Below are 249 nucleotides of genomic sequence, written 5' to 3'. Positions count from 1 at the left end.
AGGCTGAAGCATTCATCGAACGACTGCCCGCCAGAGTCGGTGGCAAGCAGGCTGGCTTGGGCACCCAGGTAGCGGGCCAGAGGTTCGATCTGCGGCCAGGCGTCTGGCGTGGTGTACAGGTGCTCGACCGCCTCGAAGTCGCAGTGCAGGTCCAGCACCATGTCGGCATCGCAGGCAAGGCGCTGCAATATCAGGCGTTGGGCCTGCAGCGGTGTGCGCGCCGGGTGTGCGTCCAGCCCCCGCCGCAGG

Annotated in this window: 1 pseudogene; it reads right to left on the bottom strand. The window is 67.5% G+C overall.

Annotated features, from left to right (window positions below):
* Positions 1 to 249 (bottom strand): annotated as a pseudogene (locus FQ664_RS26555) (succinylglutamate desuccinylase); the annotation flags it as partial.

The sequence above is a fragment of the Pseudomonas persica genome, assembly GCF_900291015.1.
In the GTDB taxonomy this organism is placed as follows: domain Bacteria; phylum Pseudomonadota; class Gammaproteobacteria; order Pseudomonadales; family Pseudomonadaceae; genus Aquipseudomonas.
The sequence above is the reverse complement of the archived record's forward strand: the minus strand, read 5'-3'. Positions and strand labels throughout refer to the sequence as shown.